The organism is Enterovibrio litoreus (genome assembly GCF_045679545.1).
In the GTDB taxonomy this organism is placed as follows: domain Bacteria; phylum Pseudomonadota; class Gammaproteobacteria; order Enterobacterales; family Vibrionaceae; genus Enterovibrio.
Genome location: NZ_CP166194.1, coordinates 2,035,819 through 2,056,434 on the forward strand (window position 1 = coordinate 2,035,819; position 20,616 = coordinate 2,056,434).

Below are 20,616 nucleotides of genomic sequence, written 5' to 3' on the forward strand. Positions count from 1 at the left end.
AAAATAAGCCACTGGTGAAAAATGTATAGCGAACTAGTCATAGCACTCAAAGAACGCCGCATTCGCTCTGGGGTCACAATTAAAGCACTCTCTGCCAAGAGCGGCATTAATTACCGAGCATTACGCGATGTTGAGCAACTAAAACGGGATCTTAAGATGGGCGAGTATCGCGCCATTATTAGAGCGCTCGGAATCACTGATCTGGACGTGTCATTAGACATGATGGGTGTAAATGATATGGATGAAGGTGAAGTGGTGGCGATACTCAGGCTGCTGTCACCACAAGGTAGAAAGTTACTGATCGAGTTTATTGCCAGCGAATACAAAAAACCCGTCAACTGACGGGCTTTCTTTTTTGAAGCGCTTTTTGTGCATCCCTTGCGACTTTCGTTACCCAGACCTTCGTTCCGTCTGACAGTCTTTCGTTACTCATCAACACGCGTGCGACGGCAACCTTGTCTTTCAATTGCTGCAAGTGGAACTCCTCCGACCTCTATCCTACATGGAAATGAGCATTCAAATAACAGTCCTTATTGCCCAAGAACGAAAATAGACCACCATACGAACCAAAGTGACAAACTTGGTTCGATGAGTCCCTGCCATAACATGACAATGCCGTTTAGGATAATGGTTACCACATCAATAAATTAACGTCATGCATCCTACCGTTTCGCTGATCAGGAACACGCTGTCTTCTAGAAAGATAAGCTATAGCCAATTGGCTTGCAGTACAAACCTAGACCTGTCCATGCTTAAGCGCGTACTTTCTGGCCGTCAATCAATGACGCTCGAAGTGAGGGACACCATACTTTCCCACCTTGGCATTTCAGAACCCGAAAGAAACAGCACTGACCCGAGCGTAACGGAGATTGCTCACCTCCTAAAAGACGTACCGCGTCATATTCGGATAACAATTACCGCATTGATCTACGATATAAAAAACCACACCAAGTAGCTCAGCCCCTTCCTAACCACCACACCCTATACAACACTCACACTATCCACACCCTGCACACCATAAGGATAGTCATGAGTATCATCACCTTCTCCGGCACCAAAGGCGGAACAGGCAAAAGCAGTGGCGCGATCAATCTTGCTTACTATTGTCAGGTCATTCGTCAGTTAAAAACCGTGGTCGTCGATGCGGACGGACAAGGCAGCACAAGAAAGTTACTGCGTAACAAACGCGAAGGGCTCACCGACATTATTTGCTTTGCGGTCCAGGGCAATTGTCGATCGGATATAAAACGCCTCGCTGAAAGTCACGATGTTGTGATCGTCGATACAGGTGGCCACGCCAGTGACACACTTAACTTTGTGCTGTCCGTTGCCGATCTCTGCGCCATGCCATTCTCAATAGGCGCACTCGATACCGCAGAGGCAGAAACCATGAAAGGCGTGATTGATTTCGTCAGTGAATTTAATCCAGGCATAAAACCCATCAGCTATCTAAACCGCGTGCCGGTACTTCCTTCCATGGTGGGCTACGCCAACAACGCTGCAGATCGCTTGTCGTCTTCTTTCCCCGTCGCCCCTTGTCGTTTGGCCACAAGAGAAAAACCGTATTCTGAATTGGCAAACGGAAGAACGCTGTATGAACAAAGTGATCAGAGTGCGATAAAAGCACAAGAGGAATTCACGAATCTAGCGCAGCACTTACTTAACGAGGTAGGGTTATGAGTGAAGATAAAGACATAGCATCAGCACTGTCTCACTCCCCCATGAAAAGCAAGCGATTCAGTGACATACCTAAAGACGTCGTGAGTCGGTATCAGTTTTTGTTGTACCCCAAAGAGAACCAACTCATAGAAACCATTCGAGCCAGCGTGTCGCCTTCTGCGTCACGTTCTGAAGCAGTCAGAGCGGCAGTGAAAGCATTCAATAGGCTACCCAAAGAAGAACAACAGGCACTGATTAAACAGGAAATGAAACAGGAATAAGGGCGCAATGCGCCCTTATTCCCTAAGCCTTACCAACCAATTTGGTCATTCAGGTGTCGTAAATTCTTATTCACGTTTACCCCTTTTTGGTTCTGTTCGCTGTAGCGTCGGCGAGTCTTAATGGATTGGCGAATGTCTTTTGCATCAATCGCCACGCGAGGATTGGTGCGGTTAAATTTCCCAATTTGCTTTTGGGTTTCCAATAGTAACGCCGTGTCGCCTTGCTTCACCGCCAACCAATACGCGGTCATCAAGTCACGACGGCGATCAGTAATATGCTTTTCATACCCCTTAATGCCATTGTTGATTTCATACTGCTTCATCAACTCATGATCAGACAGGCCCATGCCCTGCGCCAGAAGTTGGTACCAAGCAAACTCATCCGCTTCCTTGTAGGCATCACCGCGATAATTTAATGCACCTTCATCGCCATAGCGCATAGCCTTGAGCGGGTCACGCGCAAACTTCGGCAAGATTTTCTCAATGCCACGTTGGTATTCACCCTGCGCAATATCTTGCGTGCCACGGATAGCGCCAACAACAACCCCGCCTAGCACTGGCCCCGCCACTTGTTGTGCGTAGTGGGTCCACAAATCTTGCCCTTCTAAGTCGCGGTTTGCGTCTCGGATCCAAAGCCCATCGAGTGAGATACGCGGCGACAGGCCAGCACCACCCGCGCCATAAAGCACCAGACTTGCCATGTCATCACCCATCGCATCTGCTAGGTAGCTCTTAAACTCCACCTCCGCATCATACGGCTCATCCTCATCACCAAAGGCAGATTGCAAGGCATTCGCGATAGCGTAAAGCGTACCAAGAGGAAGCGCACTTGCCCCGCCGAGCAACGCCGTCACGCCCATGGTACCCACGAGCTGCTTACGCGCTTCGGCTTTTTCTTCTTTCGACGCACCTTTAAACCCGATATAGAGGTTGCGCAACAAGTAATACGACATGTTCTGGGAATACTGCTTAAACTGCGTGATCACCTTCATGGTCGGGGATTGCATGTAACGAGCACGGTTCACGTTGGTGTAATCAAAGTGCGCGTCCCACGTAATATCCGCCGCCGCTTTTACTGCCGCCTCATGGCTCATGCCCTTTTCACGCGCAAGGCGATACCCCGCGATCACCGTGGTTTCACGGTTGAATACTTCGGCCTTATGGAACAAGGCGCTAACCATGTTCATGCCTTTTTCATAGGTTTCGTTGTACTGCCAGTTCTCCGCTTCTGCCATGCCCGCTAAGTCGTGCGCATTGGTAGAGTCCAACAAGCCCATATCATGCCACTGCTGATATGCATCCTTCTCGTCATAGTTGCGCAACTTAGATTGAATGCTGCCCTTACCCGCAATGAACTCCTTCATGGTACCGGTCAAGGCACTGGCCGCTTTCGTGGTACCGAACTTACTCGCCAGAATAGGCAAGGCAACCACAAAGTTTTGGGTGGTGTTGATCGCCGCCGCCGCAGGTGAAACGCCCAGCATCCACAAGAAACCAATAGAGGTAATGGTCTGTGCCGCCTTAGAGTGCGTTGGGTTCATTACCCACTCATGGCGCTTCATCAGTTCTTCCGCATAGCGGCCCGCCTGGTTATTGCCCGACACTTCCGCCGCTTTTTTCGCTTCGCTTGCCTGCTTGGTCAACTCGTCCGCATATTCCATACGCGCCAACTGATACGCGCCTTTCATCATGTTAGAGGCCATCGCTCGCAGCGCGTCATTACTCCAGCCTTTCACCTTCTTGCGGTGAATGAATTGCTTTCGCATCGAGCGAGAAGGCAGTGCTTGCAAGTACATCTGATAAATCGAGTCCTTGATCTCCTCTTTTTTCAAATCATTCAGCGTGGTGTCATCAATCTTGTGCATCAAGTCAGTGACAAAAGAAAGGCTGGCACCATTAATTGCAGGGTTACCCTCCATCTTATAACCCGTTGATACAGAAAAGCCCTGCTTACGCAAATGCTCGGCTGTCGCCTGCTGCTCTTTTTCCTTTTCGAACATCATGTATCGCTGCTCGCCGTTTTCGTCCACCGCAGACAGCCAGTAGTCACCGAAACGCGTCAACGGGAAGTAAGGCGCATTCACTTCTTGAAGTTCAAACAGGGTGCGTAATTCTGCAATACGCTTTTTCTTCACACGCCCGTCAATGTCAGCACTTTGGATCTGCTGCTCGAGTAACTGGCGATAGTCATCGTGACGACGCTTATAGTTGTCACGCATCGAACGGTAATAGACCTTCGCCTGCTCTGGCAACTTGTCATATTCCGCTTTCAGTTCAGCGTGTTTCGCTTTTCGTTGAGGCTCATTGATCAAGTCTTTGCGCAATTGGCGCATTTCATCCATCTGTGCCTTGGTTTTATGGCTCCCTTCGTTCACGTTCTCCAAGTATTCAATGCGGCGAGTAATCGCATCTTCCGCCGAGACGAACGCCTTATCAGGGTCCACGCCTTCTACCGTGGCATCGTGCGCCATCTCAAACACTTTATCGGCTGCGTCCTGATTTTTACCCGCCCACTTGCGCAGGTCTTGCGCAATCTCGGCAGACTCAAACGCCATCTGATTACGTCGCGTCAACATACGGTGCACCGTATCAACGTAGGTTTTCACCATTGGCAGAGTATCTTTCGATAAATCAGAAAGCTGGCGCAGCGATACCGCGCCCAAGCCCAACTTGCCACCTAACACCCCTTTCACCGCTAGGCTGGCCGCACTGAGCGCGGATTTAAACCGCGTTTGCGCCGTGTCTCCTTTGCCGACTTGTTGAATCGCCTGATCAAAGGTCATGTTTTGGGTTTTAGAAAACTTCGCCTTAGACAGCTTAGAGCGAGACAATTTAGAACCACCGCCAGGCGGCGTCGTTTCAGGGTCCCAATGGTTCACCGATTTCATGCGATCAACCAAGGTCTGAACAATGTTGTTCATTTCCGCACGTGTCATGTCGCTCGGTTTCATCAAGCCCACTCTACGCAGAGCATGGGCGATAGCCTCAACCACACGATCCCACCATTGTTGAATGGCATTACGCTCCATTTCCGCCGCGTGCGCCAAGACTTCTTCTACTTGCGTGACCGCATCTTGATCCGCGTAGCTCGACAACACCTGATCCCAAAGTGGTTTAAGGCTTTTCGATTGGCGCCCACTGAACACACGCTCAAGAATTTTTTGATACTCACTATCACCCACAACAGACTTCAAGCCGTGGTGAACAACCACTTCATGGCGCAGCTTCTGACGTAGCGCCTTCATGTCAGGAATATTGTCAGCCACCACAACCACTGACGCACTGCGCTCATGGTAGAACGCATGGATCGTCGCATCAGGGAAAGACTCACCCAGCATCTGCTCCGCTTCCGCTTGCGTCTTCACCACACGCACTTTCACGCCGCCGCCGCCCCGGTACTCTTTCAGCCACTGCTTAACACCAAGCTCGGCTTGTTTAAGCGGCATACCCTTCACGTTGTTTGCGCCTTGGGTGATCGCTTCGCGTGAGAACTTAATGCCCTCTTTGCTAAACCCTGCCACCGCCTTCCCCGACGAACGGGCAAAATCCTTCACCTGTTCATTGTTGCGTAGCCCGAGCGGGTTAATCGCGTCCATTGCCTTAATAAGCGTCAGGAGTTTGGATTGTGGTACCGACACATGCAAAAGTCCGCCGCCTTTCACCGCCTGCTCGCCAATCACCTTCTCTATTGCAGGGTTGCCCCAGTAGCGCTTACCTTTGGCAACAGACTTCGGCATCGAGATTTTGTAATCACCGTCGTATGAACGATAAACCTTCACGTCACCATCCGCAGTGGAAAGGCCCATGCTCGCATACGGACCATCTGTTTGTTGCAGCCAATCAACCATTTGCTTAGGCGTTGCGTCGGCTTTCTCCTTGATGTTTTCGTCCGCTTTAAAGTTCTGCGGCAACAACATGCCCTGAATCACGCGACCATCGCTGGTCGTAAACGGGACAATGCGCCCCTTCTTATCGGTACGCGTTTGCGCTTCAACCAAGTTACCCGTCATGATGTATCGCGTTTCTCGTCCTGGCTCTTTCGCCTTGCGGTCAAACAGCATCTTCATGCTGTGCGCGTTAGTCATGCTTCGCGTGAGTGCCCCTTCTTCTGCCTGCTTCAAGTTAAGAGGAATGGAGCGTGCGCGGTTAGCCACCACCACCTTGATCTTGAACTTGGAAGGGGAAAGCGGGTTGCCGTTGGAATGAGTGTGAGACACATCAGAGATCACACCACTTACCGTAGTGTCCGCATCAAGCTTCACATTTACAAACGCCCCATGCGCATACATGCCTCCGGGCTGGAATAAGGCCTTAACTTCATTCAATCGAGATTGATAACCACGAATGGCTTGATCGAGATTTCCAACCTCCTCAACCAATGCATCAACCTTCTTGCCGTCCTTGCGCTTACTTTCCAGATCGGCTTTCGTGCTGTCACGTCTCTTGGTCAGACCTTCGACATAACGCGTATCACGGCTAATTGCTGACGCCATCGCATCAAAACTCGCTTGGCTAGACGCACCAACAAGCTCTTGCGCCTCCGCCCAATCTGGCGCTTTGCCGTTCGCCTTCGCATCCACCTTGGTCAAATACACAGGCTCGCTAAACACACCGCGCTTTGGTTGCTTCTTAGAAAGCATTTTTTGCGCCAGTGGCTTCGCGTCCAGATCCAACTCCGTCATATTGAGTTCGTTTTGTCCGGTCGCATCTAGGTACTCAATCAAGTCGCGGTAGGCCGCTTCAAGGTCCTCAAGCACCGACTGCTGAATATCAACAGGCAATACCGCCAACTTGCCTAAGAAGTACGAGGCGCGATCATCAAAAGGGAGATCCGTGAGTTTCTTGCTGTAGCGGTTTAACATCTCAAAGTTAGCCGCCACATACTCGCCCACCACCTCATCACCGTACATGTTCAGCAAATCAATCGACTCAACGCTAGTTGCCGATTCCGTATTGCCTGACGTGTTTGCATTTAAGCCCGTCATCTTACGGGCCAGCACCGCCGCTGGGCGCTTTTCGCTTGGCAAGTCCAGCCACGCAATGTCATACGTCGGTTTATGAATTTGCCCGGTACGGTTAACGCGCCCCAGCATTTGCATGAAGGTGTCAATGTTTAGCGAAGGCTGCGCCACAATCATATGGCGAGGGTCCGTATTACCATAGTCAGCACGAGCGTGAAGCGACAAGCCCGTCGAACCAGCTTGGTTCAAGATCAACACATCCAACTCGCCATTGTTGAACTTGTCCACCGTGCCGCGTCGGTCGCTCACTTCTGCCGCGCTTCGGCTCACAATTCGCATTCCATCACCTTCATCAACCATCAGGCTACGTCCGGTAATTTCCGCCACGGTTTTACCCGCCTTTTCAATTTCATGGCGAATCGCATCTATTGGTGAAGCGGGAATGCCGTCTGCACCCAGCGAGTCGATAGCCTCTATCGCACGGTTGTAGTGATACTGCACCAAGGGATCAGTGATCTCATCAATCGACAAATACACTTTTTCAGATTTCTTTTCGCCAGGTTCTTTAATGCCGTAATACAACACACCATCAAGCACGTTCTTCAACAGCTCGCCATACGTTAGGCCATTCGCCTGATCGCCAACATGGAAACCGTTTCTATCCATAAAGCGTTCTAATGCCGCTTGCATGGTGTTTTCCAGCGCAATGACAGGGCGCTTACCTTCACCAATGGCTTTCAGTGCCAACGACGCGATCTCTTTCGCTTTTAAGCCCAGCGTCATCTGCGAAATATAGTTGTGCACCACAGAGCTAAACTCTGTCACTTTAGGTTTGCCGTCTGCTTTGTTACCGCGCACCACCACATCAAGGCCACGTTCTTCTTGAATTTCTTGCGCCATATCTTTTTCAATATAACGACGGAAGGCAGAAGACATATCTTGAATGGCGCGAAGCGCCTCGGCAGAGCGGTCGTAGGTTTCTTTGGTCCCGCCCGTCTTATCCGTAATGACATGGTTGTTGATCTTAATGCCATCAAAGGAGCGTTCACGGCGTAGCATCTGCCCCGCTTCCGCCAGCTTGCCCGCAATGTAAGTCTGCATCCCCAAGCCACCCTGCTCGACGGCAGAAATCAATTGGCTGCGGTTATCCGTTGCAAGGCCCAAGTCGGTACGCATATACAACGACATGTTTTCAGGGCGCTTCGCATACGTTGCAGACAAATACGCCACACCGTGTGCCACTTCTGAAATGTGTTGGAATGCTTTGCCTAACTTAGAATCAGAACCCGCCGCAGAGTGGGATTCATCCAGCACGAACACCGCATTTTTCGCCAGGTCGTCAAGCAAGCGTCGTTTATTGCCTGTGTTATCACTTGAGATTTGCGAGTAGGTCAGAAATAGTGCCGAGTGGCCATCAGGCAGTTCACCGCTGCTGAGCTCGTTAATTAAGCGACTTCGTTCTTTGTCGGAGTAGTTAAATAACTTCGCATTGCCTTTTTTCACAAACCCCTTGTCTTGGTTCATGATCAACGGCGTAAAGTCCTCAACACCAATGTCAGCCAAGTCGTCGTACATATCCGTGAACAGGTTAGGCTTTTGCGTCACAAAGACCGGGATCTTTCCTTTTTGCATGGCATAGCGGATCACGCCTGCCGCCTGACGGCCTTTACCCACACCCGTCTGATCACCAATCACAATCGCACGGCCATTTTCAATGGCATCAACAGCCAATGCTACCGCATCGGTTTGCAGGCCCATGAATGCACGGTGAAGGGATTCCGCATCCGAGTAACCTAATCGGTCCATCACGAAACTATCAACGCTACCATGGCGGCGTTGAATGTCAGCGAGTGCCGATTGGGTGTAAGACGCCATATTGGTCGGCGTGAGTACGCCTTCATTAAAGCCGTTTGAAGCGGTCTTGTAGTAAGACTGAAATTCATTTGCCCGTTCAACTTTTGCATCAATCTGAACGGGGCCAGCCTTGGTGGTGCGGGTCGGTTCGGCGCTTAACTCTCGAACAGGTTCAACGTCAGGGCGTCGGTTGCCTTTAGATTGGTCATCAGATCGTGAATTTTCAGATCCGGGTGCGTCACGGTTTCCTGTTTCGGCCAATCCAGCGTCTCTAACATCAGGCTGAGACCTGAAACCTGCGCCAGCGTCGTCGCCATTTCGTAGCTGTCTAACGTTGTCCCCAGCTGATCCGCCATCGCTGTCATTTCCTCGCCCGGCAGTTCGCTGATCTCGTCTTCCAGAAAGCTCACTAGGCTTTCCTTGGCGTGATACATCGTCGGCTTTTGGCTCTCTCTGAGCTTTAACATCAGAAACGCTTTGGCTGTATCGCTGATATTCTCGCCCTGTGGTATCCACCAAACCTTTTTCATTGAAGTCGTCATAGAGCTCATCCCAAGTTGATACACGCTTAACTTTACCTTTTACCGGGGCATGTTTGCCAGTCCCTGACGTTGCGCGACCATGCACAACAATCATTTGAATTGGCCATGCCGCACCCTGACCTTTGTATAGCTTACCGTCAATCTCAACGTGGTGAACAACATTGTGATTGCGATAGAGCCAGTTCAGGAACACTTTGTTATTGCCAGTGTAATCCCCCGCCTCTTTTGGCGCACCAAGAATCAAGGTTGCTTTACCGTCAACCTTCATCGCATCCAGCGCTTGCTTGGCGATCAGGTGATCAATTTCCCCAAACTTATAATCGTTACCGAGCGCATCCGTAAACACATGCTTAATAGGCTTGCGGTTCGCATCGCGTAACGTCCCAAAAGGCGGGTTGGTGATCACCGCGTCAACCGGCTCAGACACAATGCCTTCAAAGGCGTTGCGTGTAGCATCTTGTACCGTGGTTTCAAATCCGGTCCATGCCAATGCCTCAGCGCGTACAGGGTCCAGTTCATTTGCAAAGGTATTCGCTGGGTTGGCCAGCATCAACAATAAGCCGTTACCTGCAGTCGGCTCGTACACTATCGTGTTCTTGTCCACACCTGCCGCAAGGTTGGCAAGGTAAGACATAGGTGCAGGTGTGCTGTATGCCTGAAAGTCGCTCGATTTCGCAGTACGAACATCAAGGTTAGGCTGACGCTCGTAGTCATCCTTTAGTTGGCGGAACACCTCTTTCACCATCAACGGATTGTTTTGTTCAGCCAGTATCTTCGTAGCTTTGCTGCGTCGCTTCACCACCGCCACGGTCTCATACGCTTCTTGGACCTTCTTCAATAACAACGGGTCCACATCTTTGGCACTAGGCAGACCAAACAGGGTTTTCGCCAGATCTTTAAGCGAATTATTATTGCTAGGGTTATAGCCTGCTTTTACCCGTTTCTTGATCGCATTCAATAAACCGATTTGCGTTGTCACATCGCCGTCAGTGTCAGGCGTCGATTCATACGCCGTGGGTGCAGGCTCATTTGTTTCTACTGGTTCTGCGTTCGGCTTTTCCTCTTGCTGACCTTCCGCCTTCACCTCACGCTCAAAATCAGCAATGCCTTTATGCCCTTGCGCTTTCAGCGTCTCGTCCAGCTCCTTCGCAGTAAAGCCGCCTTGGGTTTTATAGGCAGCGCGTACCCCCGTCAGCTTTTTACCGCCGTTGGCTTTCAGTACATCGCGGATCACCGCCTTGGCCTTGTCCACCATATCTGCATCTTGTGTAGGTGCGGCATCATCCACACCCTGTGTAAGTTGTGCAGGTTCAGCATCAGCAACAGGCTCAACACCCTGCGCACCTTCCGCTTGTTGTGTGTTATCCGCTTGCTGCGCATCATCCACACCTTGCGTATCTTGCACATCTGGTGTCTTTGGCTGGAAACGTGGCGTGAAGTCTTTCAGCTTCTTGGTGCGGTTAGCCTTGGCTTCGTCCATCATCAAGCGAAGACGAGACTGTACAAAGTCTTGCGCCTTATTCAGATCAGCCCTTGCCGCCGCTTGCTCTTGCTTCGGCAAGCCAGAAATAATTTGCTCACCTCGCGCTCGCATGTCATCAACCACTTGCATGATCGCATTGCGCTCAAAGTCAGGGGCAATCGCCGCCTCATCAGTCTGCGGGGTAAACAGCGATTCCGCCTTAGCACGTCGCGCTTTGTTTTCAGGCAACGCGTCTTCATAGGCTTGGCGTCGCTGTGCTTCCGCTTCGAATGCCGCCAAACGCTCAGGGGCCGATCGCAGAGAATCAAGCAAGGCATCGGCCAATTGCGGGTTCGCTTTCACCATGCGTTGCTTCAAGCGCTTGCGCATGGTTTTGGTTTTCTTCACTGTGTCAGTAAAATCGCTGATTGGCTTGCGGCCTTGCTCGCGCATACGCATAGAGTTAGGACGGTCCGCAAACCCACCGCGAGATTGCTGGCTTTGCTCAACGTTACCTGTCACGTAATCACGCTGCGCTTCTTGCTCGGCTTTCTGCGTATCCGCCGCACGTCGTTCTTGCTCGCGCTGGTAGGTTCGGGTCACGCCGCCCGATTCGACATCAGCTTGCTTAGGCATCCCAGCTCGTTCAGAAGCTGCTTGTTGTTGCAAAGCGACTTCACGTGGGTCGGCCTCAATGCTTGTCGCTTTCTGTTCACGTGCCGCTCGCTCTGCATCAGACTCACGCTTGAGAATTTCAGCACGTGCCATGGCAGGGTCAAAAGATGGGCGAGATGGTTTCGCCGCTTCTTCCGCCTCCCACTGTGCAAGGCGTGGGTCTTTAGGCGATTGGTACGGCTTCTGCGTTAATGGTCCATTCTTCGCTTGATCAACGTTCTGGCGCCCTTGTTCCAATGCCTGAATGTAACGCTCAGTGTTTGACGCAATTTTATTCTGCTGCGCTTGTGCCCCTGCGTTACGTTTCGCAACAGCGTCATCAAAAAACTGCTGAACACCGGTATCGTCTAGCTCCATCTGGCTGGCTTGCTCGGCCAGTGCAAATACACCTTGCTCGGCACTTTCATCACCCTGCGCCATGCGATCAAGTAACGCATCCGTTTTCTCAGGGTCTAACGCATAGGCAAGTTTCAGCGTTTTAAGGTGGTGATCTTGCGGGTCACTCAGGGCCGACTTATCACGCAGTGTCTGACGTGACGCAGCAAGGCGTTGCTTGAGATCATCTTGAGGCGTAGTAGCTTGTTGAGGTGTAGTACCTTGTGATGCTTCTTCGGTCATGTCTGACACGACAGGTTCCACCGTCAAGTCTTCTGCCATGACTGCAGGTTCCGCCGTATTCGTGAGGGGGGCATCTTCTGCCGATACTGCGACGTCACCTTGCACGTCAGCTTGTGGCTCCGACTGCACACCTTCAACCGGGTCTGCTTGCGTTGCGTCATTGCTGCCACCACGTGCCCCGCCAACAGCACCCATGCCACTACCAATGGCACTGCCAAGCAAACCCTCATTCACCGCACCAAGTGCAACGCCGTCCATCGCATCCAGATCCGTGCCTGCATACTCGTTCGACACTTGGTTAGACACGTACTGCTGTGCTGCACCTTGTGCCGCTTCCGTTGGGCCTTCACGCACCGCACCAACAGCCGCACCCTTAACAATGCCCTTTCCGCTGCCTTTCACCAAGGCATTCGCCAAAGGAAGATCGCCCAACAAAGTCGCAGCAACACTTGAACCCAGCGTTAACGGGTCGGTCATCGTGGCACGTGACGCCGCATTTGCGGTACGGTTACGCGCTTCTTCAAGTTTTTCTATGTCACTTAAGTACGCGAATTCAGGGTCATCATCGAGGGCCAAGAATTCAGAACGGAACGTTTCACTGTTCATTAACTGGGCGAAGTCAGCACCCTGCACAGACTCTTTCGCTTGTTGGCCTTGCGAACCCACATCAGAACCCATCGCCACCGCTGCTGTCGGTGATTTGGCTAACGTGTTATAAGCAAGATTGCCCGCTTTCGCTGCGAAATCAGGTTTTGCGCCAGCACGCATCGCCATGTTAGTGAGTGATTGTATAGCCGACGTAGACGACATGCCGCCTGTCGCAATGGCAGAGGCAACTGTCGGGGCCATATAGCCCACACCTTGCGCTAGCTGCATACCCCACACCGCAGGATCAGTTGAAAACTTCCAATCCCCTTCTGGCGATTCAGACACTGGCATAGTGTTCATTGCCTGCTTGCCGTCATCAGTCAGCGTGTCGGTTAGCCAGTCTTTTACTTTACCGACTTGCTCACCTGCAAATGAAATATAGTTTGCCGCCAAACCTTGAGGCGTATAGTTCGCGGCTTCAATCAACGCATCAGGCACACCAAGATCACGTGCCTTATCACCAAGATAACTCTGTCCCTGTCTGATTGGTTCAGCGCCGCCCTCTACCGCGCCCATTGCGCCAATGGCAACAGACTTACCCACATCGCCTGCGGTCACCTCAAGGTCACGCGTCGGTGCATACGCATTCAGATCAAAGTCATCACCGAGTTCAAAACTCATGTCAGTTCGCGCATTTACCGTCGCGTCAGGGTTGTTACCAAGCAGTTTGTCTTGCATGTCGGCTCCGTAAAACAGGCATAAAAAAACCGCCACCCTTTCGGGTAGCGGCTTCTGGATAAGATTTTGGCACTATGGGGATAATTTACCCCGTTTCTCGGCAATTTACCAATTAACGACTCGCGTACTGCTTCGCCGCATCAACACGGATTTGCCCTGCCACTTGTTCAGCCTTGGCCGACTTCGCCTTGTTCACCTGGTCGGTATACGCACGCGCAACAGTTTGCTCATCAAACTGACTCAGATCCCCGTACTTACCTTCCAGCGCCGTAATAAATGCACGCTTATTCGCATCGTTACCCGCCCACTGGTTAAACGGTGTCGGCTTGGGTGCTGGCTCGCCGCCTTCTTGCGGGAAGTAAAGCGATTTCATCTTCGCTTGCTGCTCGTCAAACAGTGAATTGATCTCCGCTTGGCTTTCAGGTGTTGGGTTCATGAGGTTGGACAGCGCATCACTGCGTTTCTTCTCAATCTCCAGATACGCACCGCGATACTCTTTCTCTATCGCCTTGTTGTCCTTCTCACCATCTTTGGTTTGGAATACCGCTTTATAAGCAGGAGAAACCATGGCTTGTCGGCGTAACTTCAACTGACCGGTAATGTCCTGCATCGCTTGCTCAAGAGGAATGACCTTTACAGTATCATCCGCGTCCGCACTTCTGCGCGACGTAACAGGGCGAGGCACCCACTTATCGTCACCGTAATTCACCTCCGTGGTGATCACAATGCCCGGTTGGTCTCCGTCCATTTCGGGGTTAATGTCCTTGGCAAAGGTCATGCCGCCCCAGCGTGCATCTTTAATCACCTGACCTGTCTTTGGGTCCTTCTGACCAACAGAGGCATTCAGGTTGCTTTTGTAGAACGTGGTTAACGCGGTTTTCAATTCAGGGTCGTTAAAGTCCGCCTGCCCTTTAATCACCATCGGCATTTTGGCTTCAAGCACGTCTGCCGCTTTATTGAGTTCAGGGTCAAGGTAACGGCGAGGATCATACGCACTGCCCTTGATAAGCTCATTATCAAAGATCTCATCCGTCTCACCACCGTCAATAAAACGCTGCCACCCCGTTTGCAAAATGGGCGAATTCTCCGTGATAAACGCCGTCTTCTTTTGTTGCGTTAACTGGTACTCGTTTTGCTGGCGTGCCGATTCTGCTTGCGCAATTTGCGCATCACGCAACTTGCCTGAGTGTGCATACTCTTTTTCTTTCAGCGCTTGCGCCTGGCGTAATGCACCGCCCTGACCATCCTCACCATAATTAAAGGCGTGCGCATCAGTGCGTCGCTGTTCTTCCGCCATACGTAGCGACATTTCTTGTTCAGCACGCTGTTCAGACTTTGCCATTTGTTCAGCACGCAAAGCGCGATCTTCTTTGCGCTCGAAGTGACGGTCCGCAATGTCATAGGCACGCAAAGCGCCATCCATAAAGCCGCGTGTGTCTAATCCGCTCATTCTTGCTCCTTAAAACAATTCGCCCAACGCGAAGCCAGCCACCGCGCCAATTGCCGCGCCCCAAGGCCCACCCACAGAACCGTATTGAGCACCGACCATCGCACCCGTTGTTGCGCCCGCCATCGTGTTGTTCATCTTCTGCTGCTGCTCGGCTTGCTTCAATCGCTCGTTCGCCTGTTCACGTTCTTTCTCTCTTGCCGCCGCCTCGCGAAGACCATCTGTCGCCATGTCCTTTGTTTGCTGACTGGCGCTAACTAAACTGTACCCCATAACCAAGCCCTCCCTTATCGCGGCTGCGCGTAATCTTTAATGCCAAGTCCCGCACCTGACAGCACTTTCATAGAACGGTCACGCTCATGATCACGCAAGCCGTTTTTCGCCGCTGCCGTAGACAGTGCCAACTTCGCGTTCTGGTTTTCATCCGTACCAGAATCTACGCCATAACGTGCCATTTTATTCGCTTCTCCAAGGCTGGCCGCCTTCATAGAACTGGCCGCGTTTTCATCCACGCGTCCGAGCTGTTCATTCAACAACTCGCCAGATTGGGATTTTTCCATCAATTCTTTTTGCTTGGGATAAAAGCGGTTTTGCCAATCATCAAACATTTCTCGTGAGATCTGCGCGTAAGTATCTGCTGCAATGCCCATGATAATTCCTTAGCTCAAGGCGTAGCCATTCGGGTTAAAGTTCGGGTCGTAATACTTACTGCCAGACGTACTGGTACCATCGACCATTTTGGGCATTGACTGCTTGCTTGCCATTTCTGTATAGCTACGAAGGCCAACACCCGCCGCCGCGCCTGCAAACTGCATATTGCTAGAGCGTTTATTAAAATCCGTGTACGCATCTTGTTTGGCTTCATTCAGGCTCATATTTGCCACGTCACCCACTGCGCGTAACGAATCGGCTTGCTCACCCATGCCCATTGCCACCACATCAGATAAACCCGCAATGTACTTATCCTGCTCAGACGCCTGCGCTCGGTTAATGGTGTCTGATTGCGCCACACCTTGCTCGGTGGATAACTCCGACATCGCCGTTTTGAACTTCCCGCTTGTCGGGTCCACACCCGCAGAAGAAAGTCCTTGCGCTGTCGCCTCACGGCTTTCGCTAAATGCTTTGTTGTACCCCATATCTACAGACGCTTTCGCATCGTTCATGTTGGAATCAGAGTTAAAGTTATCCACGCGCTGAATAAAGGTGTCTTCAAATTGTTTGAGTTCGTCGTTGTACACGCCCCAATATTTGCCTGCCACCTCTGCCGCTGCACGTTCGTATTCCGTTTCTTGTACTTCGTTGCTGCCACCGCCGCCCATAAAGCCTCACAATACCTTTTGCCAATGTTGAATGCCGTCTTGTTCACCCGCCTTACTGTACCCCTGATCCAGCAAGATAGGGGAAAGTGCCGCCACCGCCGTAAACAACTCCACCCCACGCCCGCCAATTTGCCGCGTCATGGTTTCGATGTGCGACTGGTAACGACTAATCGCATCGCCACCCCAATTAAACGCAAACATCACCGTTACCCAGATCACCCCGTTGCGCGTCGTGGGCTTTAACACCATAAAGCCATCATCTGCGATGAACAGAAAGGCACTGCCGTTAGTCAGTGCGTCATCAACTTGCTGCGTGAAATCATGACTATTTCGTGTTGCGGTTTTCGCCATGATAGGTAATAGCTTGGATCGGCATTCACCCCACTCGACCTTCGATATTCCTTGCTTATTTGAAGTCACCCGTCACGCCTCCCAATATAAACAATACTGATGTATTTACTTCAGTCGCAGCAATGCCTGAGTTCACAGAATAGCCCGCTGCTAAAATTTGGACATGCCCACTTCCGGTTCCTACATCAACGCTTATTCCGCCAGCAGTCTGACCTTTTTCATGTCCACCCGTTACCGCTTGAACAACCCCTCCGTTCACCTTAATCTGAACCGAACCATTAACCGGAAAGTTGGGAATATTAATGCTTCTCCTCATACCTACAGCATTGGCGTTCCAATAAGTGGTGTGATAAACGCGGTAGGTGTAATCATTGGGGGTTTTTATATTCAAAGTCACTCCCTTCGCGCTAACCAGGTTCCCAATGATTTTGTTTGCTTTAACTGTCCCAGAAAAGTCACCATCAGCCCCAGAAAGCGTACCCTTAACAACGCAGTTTTTTTCAATCGTAACGTTATTAAATGAACCACCTGACGCAACAATATGGTCGGTATATATCACGCCTTTGTCAGTGATTCGCGTGTGATAGCTACTATAGGGCCCACCCGCACCAATGTTGATCTCCGCACCATTGATCACTGCCGAGGTCAGTGTCGGCGTACTGATCGAGATCCCCGCCTTCACCTCATCCGCCACAATGGTTTGTGCGTTTAAAATTTGGATAGTCGCGCTTTCAATCAGCGCTTTCGGGATGATCACATTGCCTTTATCAATCGCGAACAAAGGCTGAATGTCAGGGCTTTCCGTGTTCGGATCAAACACAAAGAATTGAGACGCAGAAACAGCCACTTGGCTTGTGCCGTCAGATTTGGCGAGAATACCAATACCCGCTTTAATGTCACCTGCTTGGGCTTTCTGGTTCCACATGGCTTGGTGCGCCACCGATCCATCTTCTTGAATTTCAGCAATGGTCTGGCTGTGACCTTGCACGGTAGAGCTCACGCCGTTCAGTGTTGACTGCGTGGTGTCGATGCGGTCAGACAGGGCTTGATTTGCGCTACTGGTCGATTGTTGTAACGATGACACACGACCTGACAACGCGTTGTCAGCGCTATTCATTGTTGACTCTACAGAAGTGATTTTTTGTGCCAGCGCCTTGTCTGCATCAACCAGCACGTTATTCGATTCCGAAATCTGCGTGGCCAGCACCCGGTCGCCTTCGGCTATGTCATCCTTTAGCCCTTGGATGAGCACCGACGATTCCATTTGATCGCCAATATCGTCAATAATATCGCTAATGTTCGGGCTCGTTACCACCTTCACGCCTGCCGCATCGTGGTATGGCCCCGCAATGTTATTCACGTTAACGTGACGCGCCCAGTAATAGAAAGCCGAACCGGGATTCACCACATCACCAAACACCGTCGCGGGCGTAGTCGCAATCATCACTGCCTTTGACAGCACATCCGTTGTACTTCTCCACACTTCGGTATAGGCGTGACCAGCGTATGTCGGGTTTTTCCATTCCAGAAGAATCGAACCAAACCCACCAAACCCTGAAAAGCCTTCCGGTGCGTGAGGCCGCTCTACTGGCTTATCATCTGGCAGCAATGGCGGAACAGGGCGAGGCACATACTGCCCATTCTGAGCGCGATGAACATTCACCATCCCCAAACTTTGCAGGTCACGAAGCGTTAGCGCTTTGTCTAGCCCGTTACCACGCTGCCCCGTTAGCTTTTCTACGTTCTCTTGAAGCGAGTCCTTACCGCGACCGCCAAACCCTGCACTCATTACGCCAGCTCCTGCATTGAACTCGCTACCATAATACGTTCAATCTCAGCGCTCCCTGCTACCTCCACCTGCCACTTGCTCGCACGCACAGGCGGCAACCGAAATGCGCGATCAGTCATCTCGCCTTCATTCAATGCCAGTACCGTTTCGCCATCCGCGATCACTTTCATCGACACTAATTCAGGGTGCGGTGATTGCAATCGAGCACAACTGAGCAAGCACCCTATCGGCATGGTGAACACCTTAGATCGCCAAACAAACGGCTTACTTTGCGCTGCTTGCTGCCATTCACTTGACTGCCTGCCTGATACTGTCACCATCACATCACGCTCAAGGTCCACATACGCCGTGTCCCATCTATCCGTAATGCGTGTAAACGCCTGCGAAAGCGGATCGTAAATAAAGCCACCCGCCTCACCTTGCGCCACGTACTGACCTTCTACGGCTACCGCATTTAGGGTGTACGGCTTAAATGCCTGCCAGTTATCACGGTCAATGATTGGGTCCGTGACCACATTCGCCCCATCAGCACTTACCACCACCAAGCCATCAGGCGAGGCATACATCGCCATGCCATTAAGCACCACCAGTGACGCACCACTCACACATGATTGCTCAACGCTTAACTTATGGCCCGTCATCGCATCCGGTGTAATGCCGCTAAACACATACGGATACCCCTTCGTTGCCACCACAAGCGAGGTACCAATCGGCACAATGCCAACAATCTCATGCTCCGTGGTACCGCGGTGGCCTTTTGGCCACGCATACGGCAAATAGGATTCAGAGAACATCACTTCATTCCCCGCGTACCCCGCACAAATGCCGTTCGCCATTTGGCAAATACCCTGCATGTTCTCGGGCGGCACCTCAAAGTCCCACGTTTCCAATATCGGGCCGTTCACGTCACGCACCGCATCCACATAATCAACCTGCGCGATCGGGATTTCCGCAACTAGCATGAATTCACCCACACCGGCACTCGTGGCTGAACGGTATAAGCGCGTGTGCGTGATATTGTGCGTATTCACGCCAGGCTGTGTTAAACGGACCGTCACTGTTGAGCCCGGCTTAGGAATGAGCGCAGATTTAGACGCATCACCTGGCGCACCTTCCTCACCAAAGCGCGTCACATAGGTTTGAATGTAAAGTCGGTCCTCATCATCAAAAATAGCCGCCTCACCTTCTGGCGGGTTTTCGCCTGTACTCTCATCCACTTTCGTTACCAATGGCGGCGACGCGGGACGCGGCACACCCAAGTCATACGACGCAGCAGGGCCGAAACCATTACCGCCAATCGCCATGTCTTGTGCCGTCAGCTTGGGCTTGCCGTCACCCGTAAAGTAAACACGCTGATATTCATCTTGTGCCATGGGGCTATCCGTGGCACACACCGCCGCATTAGACCAAAGCAGCCACTTATCACCGTACTTGTGCAACGCTCCAGGCGAAATGGGGAACACGCCACCCACCTTGCTTGCTTTCATTGGCGCAACAATGCCTCGCTCAAAGCGACAATCAACGGAACGTGTCGCGGCTTCATTAGGCAAAAGATGGTCTTTGAGGCGCGGCACTTCGCCGCGCATCATGGTGATGTCTATTAGCATTGTGGACTCTCAAGAAGTTACATAAGGGAAGGGCGACTAAAGCGGCAACACCATTGCCGCTTTCGGGTATTGTGCTTTCACCGCACTTTGCGCGTCTAACCACGTGCTTGTCCCGTTTTTCACGTCGTCGTGCATCATTTCAAATTGCTGATCGTTGGACTCATACCCCACCCGCCGCAACGCCGCATAGTTCGCAAACCGCCATGCGTCCCACGTCATCGCCTCATAGGGCACGGGTTCGGCCATCTCCCACGCGGCCACATCCAGCGCGTGTTGCTCGGGGGTCACCCCGCCCATCCACTGCTCATGGTCGGGGGTCTCGGGGTCATCGGGCTGGCCACTGGCCTCCGGGGCGACTGGGCGGGCCCCGAGCCACGCAACATAGGCATCATGAAAACGCCAGCGCTCGGCGTTTTGGTGCATGGCGAGAAACTGCCGCACAATGTCATCACGGTGACCGCGGTGGATTCTGACCACCACCCACAGCGCCGCCTCACTCTTTTGGTGGCCGCGAGGGGCTTCGACCACATACTCGACATCAACGAAAACAGGCACCGAGCGGGTGCCTGTTTGTTCGTCGCCGTTCTCGTCGGTGTACGTGAATGGCTCGGGCACGGTCACCGGGGTGCCGTCGTCGTTAAATTGCTGCTCTCGGCGTACGTCGAGCACGTAAAACGGCCGGATTTTCTCCGGCACGTCGTTCAATGTTAAAACCATAAAAACCT

The 20,616-nt window shown here is 51.8% G+C and carries 12 protein-coding genes; 3 read left to right on the forward strand and 9 right to left on the reverse strand.

The genetic code is table 11. The features are described 5' to 3' along the window. Positions 1 to 21 precede the first annotated feature (21 nt). From AB8599_RS08815 to AB8599_RS08825, 3 genes are all read left to right on the forward strand, one after another. Positions 22 to 342: a helix-turn-helix domain-containing protein gene (locus AB8599_RS08815; protein WP_407330538.1), complete on the forward strand. Its 321-nt coding sequence runs from the start codon at positions 22 to 24 to the stop codon at positions 340 to 342. A gap of 687 nt (positions 343 to 1,029) precedes the next feature. Beyond that, on the forward strand, positions 1,030 to 1,680 hold the full coding sequence (locus tag AB8599_RS08820; protein WP_407330539.1) for a hypothetical protein: 651 nt from the start codon (positions 1,030 to 1,032) through the stop codon (positions 1,678 to 1,680). Further along, positions 1,677 to 1,940, forward strand: a complete 264-nt coding sequence (locus AB8599_RS08825) for a hypothetical protein (RefSeq protein WP_407330540.1) — start codon at positions 1,677 to 1,679, stop codon at positions 1,938 to 1,940. The genes AB8599_RS08820 and AB8599_RS08825 overlap by 4 nt, the downstream gene beginning before the upstream one ends. Before the next feature lie 29 nt (positions 1,941 to 1,969). Here AB8599_RS08825 and AB8599_RS08830 read toward each other — a convergent pair whose 3' ends face one another. From AB8599_RS08830 to AB8599_RS08870, 9 genes are all read right to left on the reverse strand, one after another. Continuing rightward, positions 1,970 to 13,378 carry a PLxRFG domain-containing protein gene (locus AB8599_RS08830; protein ID WP_407330542.1) on the reverse strand — a complete coding sequence of 3,803 codons (11,409 nt, stop codon included), beginning with the start codon at positions 13,376 to 13,378 and terminating at the stop codon, positions 1,970 to 1,972. Between the two features lie 112 nt (positions 13,379 to 13,490). Continuing rightward, positions 13,491 to 14,828 (reverse strand): hypothetical protein, encoded by a 1,338-nt coding sequence (locus AB8599_RS08835; protein ID WP_407330543.1) that lies wholly within the window; start codon positions 14,826 to 14,828, stop codon positions 13,491 to 13,493. Positions 14,829 to 14,837: 9 nt separating this feature from the next. Then, a complete protein-coding gene (locus tag AB8599_RS08840; protein WP_407330544.1) occupies positions 14,838 to 15,098 on the reverse strand; it encodes a YMGG-like glycine zipper-containing protein in 261 nt (86 codons plus the stop codon). A gap of 14 nt (positions 15,099 to 15,112) precedes the next feature. After that, complete coding sequence (locus AB8599_RS08845; RefSeq protein ID WP_407330545.1) at positions 15,113 to 15,475, reverse strand: hypothetical protein; 363 nt, start codon at positions 15,473 to 15,475, stop codon at positions 15,113 to 15,115. 9 nt (positions 15,476 to 15,484) lie between these two features. Further along, on the reverse strand, positions 15,485 to 16,144 hold the full coding sequence (locus AB8599_RS08850) for a hypothetical protein (protein WP_407330546.1): 660 nt from the start codon (positions 16,142 to 16,144) through the stop codon (positions 15,485 to 15,487). A 6-nt stretch (positions 16,145 to 16,150) separates the two neighbouring features. After that, positions 16,151 to 16,564 carry a hypothetical protein gene (locus tag AB8599_RS08855; RefSeq protein ID WP_407330547.1) on the reverse strand — a complete coding sequence of 138 codons (414 nt, stop codon included), beginning with the start codon at positions 16,562 to 16,564 and terminating at the stop codon, positions 16,151 to 16,153. Next, a complete protein-coding gene (locus AB8599_RS08860; RefSeq protein ID WP_407330548.1) occupies positions 16,551 to 18,284 on the reverse strand; it encodes a hypothetical protein in 1,734 nt (577 codons plus the stop codon). Before AB8599_RS08860 ends, AB8599_RS08855 begins: the two co-directional genes overlap by 14 nt. Continuing rightward, positions 18,284 to 19,891 carry a hypothetical protein gene (locus tag AB8599_RS08865; protein ID WP_407330549.1) on the reverse strand — a complete coding sequence of 536 codons (1,608 nt, stop codon included), beginning with the start codon at positions 19,889 to 19,891 and terminating at the stop codon, positions 18,284 to 18,286. Before AB8599_RS08865 ends, AB8599_RS08860 begins: the two co-directional genes overlap by 1 nt. Positions 19,892 to 19,927: 36 nt before the next feature. Beyond that, entirely contained in the window at positions 19,928 to 20,608 is a 681-nt protein-coding gene (locus AB8599_RS08870; protein WP_407330550.1) for a hypothetical protein, read from the reverse strand. Positions 20,609 to 20,616: the final 8 nt, after the last annotated feature.

Excerpts from the sequence above, each read along its gene's own strand:
- AB8599_RS08815 (WP_407330538.1), top strand. The coding sequence starts at position 22 with ATGTATAGCGAACTAGTCATAGCACTCAAAGAACGCCGCATTCGCTCT.
- AB8599_RS08820 (WP_407330539.1), top strand. The coding sequence starts at position 1,030 with ATGAGTATCATCACCTTCTCCGGCACCAAAGGCGGAACAGGCAAAAGC.
- AB8599_RS08825 (WP_407330540.1), top strand. The coding sequence starts at position 1,677 with ATGAGTGAAGATAAAGACATAGCATCAGCACTGTCTCACTCCCCCATG.
- AB8599_RS08830 (WP_407330542.1), bottom strand. The coding sequence starts at position 13,378 with ATGCAAGACAAACTGCTTGGTAACAACCCTGACGCGACGGTAAATGCG.
- AB8599_RS08835 (WP_407330543.1), bottom strand. The coding sequence starts at position 14,828 with ATGAGCGGATTAGACACACGCGGCTTTATGGATGGCGCTTTGCGTGCC.
- AB8599_RS08840 (WP_407330544.1), bottom strand. The coding sequence starts at position 15,098 with ATGGGGTACAGTTTAGTTAGCGCCAGTCAGCAAACAAAGGACATGGCG.
- AB8599_RS08845 (WP_407330545.1), bottom strand. The coding sequence starts at position 15,475 with ATGGGCATTGCAGCAGATACTTACGCGCAGATCTCACGAGAAATGTTT.
- AB8599_RS08850 (WP_407330546.1), bottom strand. The coding sequence starts at position 16,144 with ATGGGCGGCGGTGGCAGCAACGAAGTACAAGAAACGGAATACGAACGT.
- AB8599_RS08860 (WP_407330548.1), bottom strand. The coding sequence starts at position 18,284 with ATGAGTGCAGGGTTTGGCGGTCGCGGTAAGGACTCGCTTCAAGAGAAC.
- AB8599_RS08865 (WP_407330549.1), bottom strand. The coding sequence starts at position 19,891 with ATGCTAATAGACATCACCATGATGCGCGGCGAAGTGCCGCGCCTCAAA.
- AB8599_RS08870 (WP_407330550.1), bottom strand. The coding sequence starts at position 20,608 with ATGGTTTTAACATTGAACGACGTGCCGGAGAAAATCCGGCCGTTTTAC.